Here is a 7,065-nt window from a genome sequence, read left to right as displayed (position 1 = left end):
TTGCGATCGGTGGTGATGAGTGTCGGCGGGCGTGAACAGGTGTACGCCCCGCAGCTCAGCGATGAAGTGCGGGGCGTACTCGAGGACCTGCGGGGCCGGGGAGTCGAGCACTAAGGCAAATGAACCAACTCAGGAGCTAACTGCGGATCTATAGGTTGATGATCCGTACTATGGTGCTATGCCGCGAAAGGGCTCCTGCGACACCCGCCTGCAAAGGATCAAAATCAACGAGCGTTTGATTTAAGTGACTAGCGTCAGTCGGCCAAGATAGAAAGATGGCTTGACGGCTGGATGCCCAGCGAGGACAAAACCTTGGAGTATACCGCTGCTATCTCAAGCCTCCGCTTGTCCAATGACTTGAGATCTGCAGAGAACAAGCCGTCATAAACTGAGGATATGTTATCAACTGAATCCAAGGAAGAAACTTTACGGATAGTAGTATATGGAATACCCATCGTTTCGCACAGTTCCAAAGTGCGCGAGTCGTGAACCACGGGCATGGAAGGAATTCCAGCCTGAATGCCCATCATGTTTCCGTGAATCCGGGATCCGATGACGGAGGTGCGGGACCTCAGGTAGCTAACCCATTCATCGACCCGCGCGAAAGCGCGCGAGTTAGACCTAAGGGTCGCCCTCACTTCAGCGAGGTTAGCGCCAGGCGCCAAATACCGCGCAATCTTCCCGAGGTCCTCGTCGCGAACTTCATCGGCGTACCCGAAGCCGATCTTGCGGATGAGAATCTGGGATTGCCCTACGAAGTCGGCGTCCATAAAACGTACAAGCTGAAAAAGTAAGCGTTCAGCTTTGTCCGAAGTGGGCGTCCGTTTTGCAGCCGGGTATACGCCTTCAGTCACGGTAGGACGTTCCATGAGAGAATTTTGGCGATTTTTTGTGCCGATGGTCTCCCAGAGTTTCCGGTCGGAATTAATGAGCAGACTCGGGCATCCGACCGCCTGAACGTTCGTAATCCCCAGTCTCTTCAACACGGATTCCGTAAACTCACCGCGAACGAGAATGGCATCGGTTCGGGAAGAAACCTCTTGAAGGAACGAAAGCGTCCCAGTCGGTATAGTAGGAAACTGCTCAGGATCCGTCTCGATGTTGGCCTGCGCCCCGACTCCGCACAAGAATACCGGACGGTCTAGTTGTTTTATGAATCGTGCTGGCTTTGCGTAGTTGACCTGAGGGTTGACAAGGTTAGCCTCTGCGAGGACGACTGCATCTACTTGATCGCGAAGGGCCAAAGGGTCATCATTGAAATTAAAGTAGACAACTTCAGGCCCCACCAATTTGCCCGCAGCATACTTGAAGGCGAGATTCCCAGAGTTGGGTGTAACTGCCCTCGTGATCTCTTCATATGAAATGCCGAGGCGGTCCGGAAGACCTGCGTAGCTCTGGCCCGTAGCCGCATCGAATATCGCAAACCCAACTCTCATTATGTACCCGGGTTCCCGTCGGTGGAATCGTCTGCTAGAAAACTGGTGCTCGGGGACTGTTTTAGACGTTGGACCTCTTTGTCGAGCACTTCGATCTGCCGACGCACCTGGACAAAACGGCGATCAATCATATGTTGGACGGTGCGGAGAAGGTACCCGGTAGCTGGAAACTCCAATTCCTGCCAGTCCGCGTCTGTTTCATTCGGCAACGGATCTCTGAAGAGAATTCCGTCCGGTCGACCGAGATACTCGCGCGCGAGCCTTGAGTTTCCATCGTCGACAGTTTTTAGGATCTCTTCCCTCGCGTCGGGTGAAAGAAGGTGACTAGAGGATCCAGATGGGATGCCAAATGGCTTTCGTAGAACGCCATCGATTTGCGAATCAATGCCAGCCGCCACGAATGACTCAAGGATATGGACTTGATCTCTGGTCAGGCTGGGATTCGGGTCGCCTTTGGTGCGACGGCTTCCACTCAAGTCGTCAACGCCCAGGATTGAAAGGAAATCCGCAATAATATCGCCGTTGACGAACTGTGTTCGCTCGTATGGTTTGACGAATACATGATTCTTGCCGATGTGGCGAGCCCATTCTTCGGCCAAAGCGTAATAGTCGAATATTCCGTCTCGAGTTAGGCGATCTACCGTATTCTGTATCCCGCCTTTCCAGCCGGGGGAGCCCGCTTTTACAATTTGGGCGTGCCAGGATTCTGCAAAGTCGTCTTGGCGGCGAAAGTAGACAATGGTATTGAGCTCGATGGTGTCCAGCAGTTCTTGCGCGTACACATGCGCTATTTCTTCTGGAGTAACTCCCGGGAAATACTCGCTGCTGATGACGAAGGTCTCGTAGTCAGAGGTCGTGATCTCTTCCAGGAGGTCTCTTAAGCCATGTATGACCCTTGAGTTATTATCCGATTCGCCTCGCAGATAGTTTGTGCATAGGTTGTGATGGTTGAAGTTATGTCGCTCTGTTGTTGCATATTGAATGCGATGATTTGTTGCGAGCCAATCATCGTTCTCGGTGAGGAACCGTTGAATGGCCGTTGTTCCGGTTTTGCCGGTGCCGAGGTGAATGAAGAGTCGTTTCTTCATGCGATTTGGTTTCCGCTCTTTGGAGTTTCAAGATACTTTTGGCCAGCCTTGTAAGCTCCGTCAATATATGCGAATTTTGATGTGAGGAACTCCGCTATCGATTCCTCCGAGAGGCCGAGCCGGACAGCCATGTTGACGGTCATCTGTTCAGTCGCACGTTTTGCGTTCACGACGTCTCGAGCTGTGCGGTGCTGGACGAGCTTGAAGTTCTGGTACAGAGCGTTCGCCTCCTCGGTTCCTCGCTTGTACGCGATCTCCGGGGTCTTGGTGTAATCGTGGGAATGGTTCACAACCGCGGACGACGCGAACGCGCGCGAGTATCCCAGGACGAGGAGTTGTTGGGCGAAGGCCTGATCCTCTGCGAAGGGAACAGCCGGGAAGCCATACTTCTTCATGACGTCGCCGCGGTACCCGGCATTGTTGTCACTGTTGAACGAGAGCGCTGCGCGGAACCATGGTTCACGTTCGAATCGTTGGGGGTACATGCGTCGGCTGGCTAAAAAGCCGAGGCTCTCAAATCCATTGAAGTGTTGGATGAGTTCCTGATCGTATAGGGGATGGTGATCGGGGTATGCGCGATGGCGACCAAATGTGTACGCGCAATCCGGCAGCATTGCCATGGGGCTGACGAGGGATTCTAGCCAGTATTCGTTGGCCGGCGTGGCGTCATCGGTGAGGTAAGCGTAGTAATCCGCTTCCGGCACAAGCCGGGCACCGAACGTCCGCGTAGCGCCGTGCTGAAAGTCCGAAGAGTCGATCGGGTGCACTTGGTTCCGAGGATCCTTTTCGATCTCGGTAATGACGCCGGAGACTTCTCCGTTCCTCCGTGTGTCGACGATTTGGAGAATAACGTCGAAGCTTGTCCGCTGCGCATGCACGCGCTCCACAATCTGGTGAAGCTTTTCGGTCGGGTAGTACGTCGGAATGACGACGGCGACCTTCTCTCGGGGCACAACCGGAGCATCGCCGGCGAGCTTGTGCTCCTCGAGCCAGGAGGCGACCTTCTCGAACTCGTGTTCCCAGGAAATGCTACGCGCGAAGTCCATATACGGCCGTCGCAACTCGTCGAAATCGTTCTGTACGAGGTCGGTCGCGGCCTCGAGGATGAACGATACGACTGCGTCCACATCCGGCTGGACGGAATAGGCGCCGTGCGCATCGGTGGTGTCCTGCGTCGAACCTGAGTACGGCTGAACAACGACAGTGCCGGAAGCTGCGAGCTCCACTGGGAGGATCGAGTAATTCGTTGCTGAAGCCGCGAGACCGAACCGGGTGCGGTGGAAGAGTTCCGCCATTTCGTTCGGGGAAAGTACCCCGGCATTCACCACCTGAGGCGACACCTCGAACGGGGGGTTGTCATCACCGAAGATGACGACTTCGCCCATCCCGGATGCGGCGAGTTCGTTCGCGACCCGGACCATGAGGTCCGTTGCGCGACGCGGTGAATGCCCACGTACGTAGATCGCTGCAAGGACATCGCGGTCGGCAAGCGGAGGATCCTGCCGCGAGAACGCCGGTTCAGCGCACAGCTCGAAGCTTGTATGGAGTCCGCCGGTGTCCGCGACCATGTCTTCGAGCCACGGGCCCGCACAGACGTAGTCGAACCCCATGTGGTAGGTCCACTCGGCCTGCATGGCTCTGGTGCCGGCCGCATCGAACTGGCTCTCGCGATCCTGGACGAAGTAGAGACGAGCGTTGTTTCGGGTGTTTTTCTGCACCTCGTACGCAGTCGGCCAGGACGAGGCGATGAGGAACTCATCCTCGACGTCGTGAAAACCGTCGCCCACCCGACGGAATTCGACAGGAGAGACCGGGAAGTGCCCGATGAACTGCGCGTAGAGGTCGTCGATCTTTGCCGCATCCGTATCACCGAAGATCCAGAACACTGACTTCCAACCCAGACGTGAGAGGGTACGGGCACACCTGAAGATTGTCGTATGGCCGCCTCCGCCCTTCGAGAACGCGGGTATCACCCAGTTGAGCACCCGGCGGCGTGCAGTGCCCGACACCGGATTCGCCGGCAGGGAGGACTCGAACGTGGCGCTCTTACGAGGCGGCGACACACGGGAGACGGGGGCGAAAGTCGTCCGGCCGGTCCAGTGGCCGACCCACTCGACTGCAGAACGCGCCCCGGCCCGGCGCGCGCCGTCGGCCACCTCCGCGCTCGGCATGAACCCGTTGACGAGCCCTACCGACAGGAAATGAGCGAGTGCGGTCTTCGTCCAGCCCTCCAAGCTGGCTGCATACTTCTTCGAATAGAACGTGGGATCGAAGAAACGAGAAGGCCTTGTTCCCTCCGACTCGCCGCTCCCGTTGTAGTGGTCGAATGCGACGACCTTTTTGCGCGCCCGCGCGATATCCGGTCGTTGAAGGTAGTAGAAATCTTCGTCGTAGGCGAAGAAGTCGCGCGCTCCGGAGAGGGCGGACGGGCGATAGTAACTCCGGCGGCGTTCGTGATCGACATCCACGGGCGCCGTCGGGCGGTTCTCCAGATATCCGGATTTCGAGAAATGCTCGACGGGGTCGATCCGGCCTTCGGCTACGTCGGGATTCTTCGACCAGTACGCGACAGGGGAGAAGCTCGGGTTCGGGGCGAGCAGATTCGGCCGTCCGAATTTCTCGTAATGCTCTGAAGGGTTCGTGCTCGAGCCCAGTCCGTAGACATCGGCATACCACTCGGTATCGAGTGCGAGGATGGCGCGTACCTCTTCGGCACGCCGCCGAGCGACCGGATTCACCTTGTAGGGACGCGATTCCCGAATCCCGTGTTCGAGGTAATGGCGCATGGCCTGCCAACGGTTCCACGTCGACGGAAGCTTGTCATTGAGTTCCAGATAGGTGCGCCAATCGAAGTCGATCGGAAGATCGCCCTCGTCCAATCCGTTTGCCCGAAGCATCTCTTGGAACGTACCGAACCGGCCCGCCGCGCGCCCGCGCTCGTGCCATTCGGCGGAAAGTTCTTCTGCATTGAGATGTGAAAGGGCGGGGTACCAGTCGGTGTAGAAGTCGACGTCGAACTGCAGTTCGTCCACGGGGTTCTGATCCTTCGTGCGGAGTACGGCTGGGATGCGAGGGGGTAACAACGGCGGTCCGATTCTCCTGCAGAGGTCCGGACCGCCATCGCGAGAGTCGAACAGACAGGCCTGTGGGCCCGACGGTCACACCTCGTGCGGGAGCTGTCCGATCATGCCGGCGGCCACCGTCTTGTTCGTCGCTTCGTCCACGAGGATGAACGCGCCCGTGAGCGGGTTGTCCTGGTAGGCATCGGCGAACAGGGGCTGCGTCACACGGAGCTGGACACGGCCGATCTGATTGAGCTCGAGGCTCGTGGCCTCGCGGTTCCGGTGAAGGGTGTTCACGTCGATCTCGTACGTGAGGTCCTTCGCCACAGCACGTGCCCAGCGGGTCGTGTGCTTGATCGCGTACTTCTTGCCCGGCACGAACGGAGTGCTCTCGTCCATCCAGCAGATGAGCGCGTCGACGTTCTGCGTGGGCGTCGGCGCGTTCTGCGGACGGCACAGCATGTCGCCACGGCTGATGTCGATCTCGTCCTCGAGGCGCACGGTCACCGACATGGGCGGGAAAGCCTCGTCGACCGGGCCGTCAGCCGTGTCGATCGACGCGATCTTCGTGGTGAGCCCCGACGGCAGCGCCATGACCTCGTCACCCGGCTTGAGGATGCCGGAAGCCACGGTTCCCGCGTACCCGCGGTAATCACGCGCGTCGTTCTGCTGCGGGCGGATCACGTACTGGACCGGGAAACGCACGTCGACGAGGTTGCGGTCGGACGCCACGTGGATGGTCTCGAGGTGGTTGAGGAGCGTCGAGCCCTTGAACCACGAGAGATTCTCCGAACGTTCCACGACGTTGTCGCCAACGAGCGCGGACACCGGGATGAAGGACATGTCCTTCACCCGGAGCTTTGCCGCGAAATCGGAGAACTCGGCGCGGATGTCCTCGAAGACCTCTTCCGAATAGTCGACGAGGTCCATTTTGTTCACGCACACCACGATGTGCGGAACGCCGAGGAGCGACGCGAGGAACGCGTGTCGGCGCGACTGCTCGAGGACGCCCTTACGTGCGTCGATGAGGATGAGTGCGACGTCCGCGGTCGAGGCCCCGGTCACCATGTTGCGGGTGTACTGGATGTGCCCCGGGGTGTCCGCGATGATGAACTTGCGGCGCGGGGTCGCGAAGTAGCGGTATGCCACGTCGATCGTGATGCCCTGCTCCCGCTCGGACCGGAGTCCATCGGTGAGGAGCGAGAGGTCGGTGTAGTCGTTGCCGCGTTCGGTCGAGACCTTCTCCACGGAGTCCAGCTGGTCCTGGAAGATCGACTTCGAATCGAAGAGCAGGCGACCGATCAGGGTCGACTTGCCGTCGTCGACGGAACCTGCCGTCGCGAAGCGCAGCATGTCGAGCTCGCGGACGTGAGCCTCGGGCGCGGTGGTGGTTTCGGTGCTCATCAGAAGTACCCTTCCTTCTTGCGGTCCTCCATGGCGGCCTCGCTGACCTTGTCGTCGCCTCGGGTGGCCCCGCGC

4 protein-coding genes are annotated in these 7,065 nt (G+C 58.6%); all 4 read right to left on the bottom strand.

What is annotated here, in order from left to right; genetic code table 11:
• Positions 1-254 precede the first annotated feature (254 nt).
• Complete coding sequence (locus tag ABD172_RS15260) at positions 255-1,436, bottom strand: polysaccharide pyruvyl transferase family protein (protein ID WP_344311072.1); 1,182 nt, start codon at positions 1,434-1,436, stop codon at positions 255-257.
• Positions 1,436-2,524, bottom strand: a complete 1,089-nt coding sequence (locus ABD172_RS15255; RefSeq protein ID WP_344311070.1) for a hypothetical protein — start codon at positions 2,522-2,524, stop codon at positions 1,436-1,438. Before ABD172_RS15255 ends, ABD172_RS15260 begins: the two co-directional genes overlap by 1 nt.
• Positions 2,521-5,556, bottom strand: coding sequence for a hypothetical protein (locus ABD172_RS15250; protein WP_344311069.1), 3,036 nt, complete (start codon positions 5,554-5,556; stop codon positions 2,521-2,523). The genes ABD172_RS15255 and ABD172_RS15250 overlap by 4 nt, the downstream gene beginning before the upstream one ends.
• 126 nt (positions 5,557-5,682) lie before the next feature.
• Positions 5,683-6,990 (bottom strand): sulfate adenylyltransferase subunit CysN, encoded by a 1,308-nt coding sequence (cysN, locus tag ABD172_RS15245; protein ID WP_344311067.1) that lies wholly within the window; start codon positions 6,988-6,990, stop codon positions 5,683-5,685.
• Between the last annotated feature and the right edge of the window lie 75 nt (positions 6,991-7,065).

It is taken from the genome of Brevibacterium samyangense, assembly GCF_039529845.1.
GTDB classification, from domain to species: Bacteria; Actinomycetota; Actinomycetes; order Actinomycetales; family Brevibacteriaceae; genus Brevibacterium; species Brevibacterium samyangense.
This window is presented reverse-complemented; position numbering and strand designations above follow the sequence as displayed.

Excerpts from the sequence above, each read along its gene's own strand:
- ABD172_RS15260 (WP_344311072.1), bottom strand. The coding sequence starts at position 1,436 with ATGAGAGTTGGGTTTGCGATATTCGATGCGGCTACGGGCCAGAGCTAC.
- ABD172_RS15255 (WP_344311070.1), bottom strand. The coding sequence starts at position 2,524 with ATGAAGAAACGACTCTTCATTCACCTCGGCACCGGCAAAACCGGAACA.
- cysN (WP_344311067.1), bottom strand. The coding sequence starts at position 6,990 with ATGAGCACCGAAACCACCACCGCGCCCGAGGCTCACGTCCGCGAGCTC.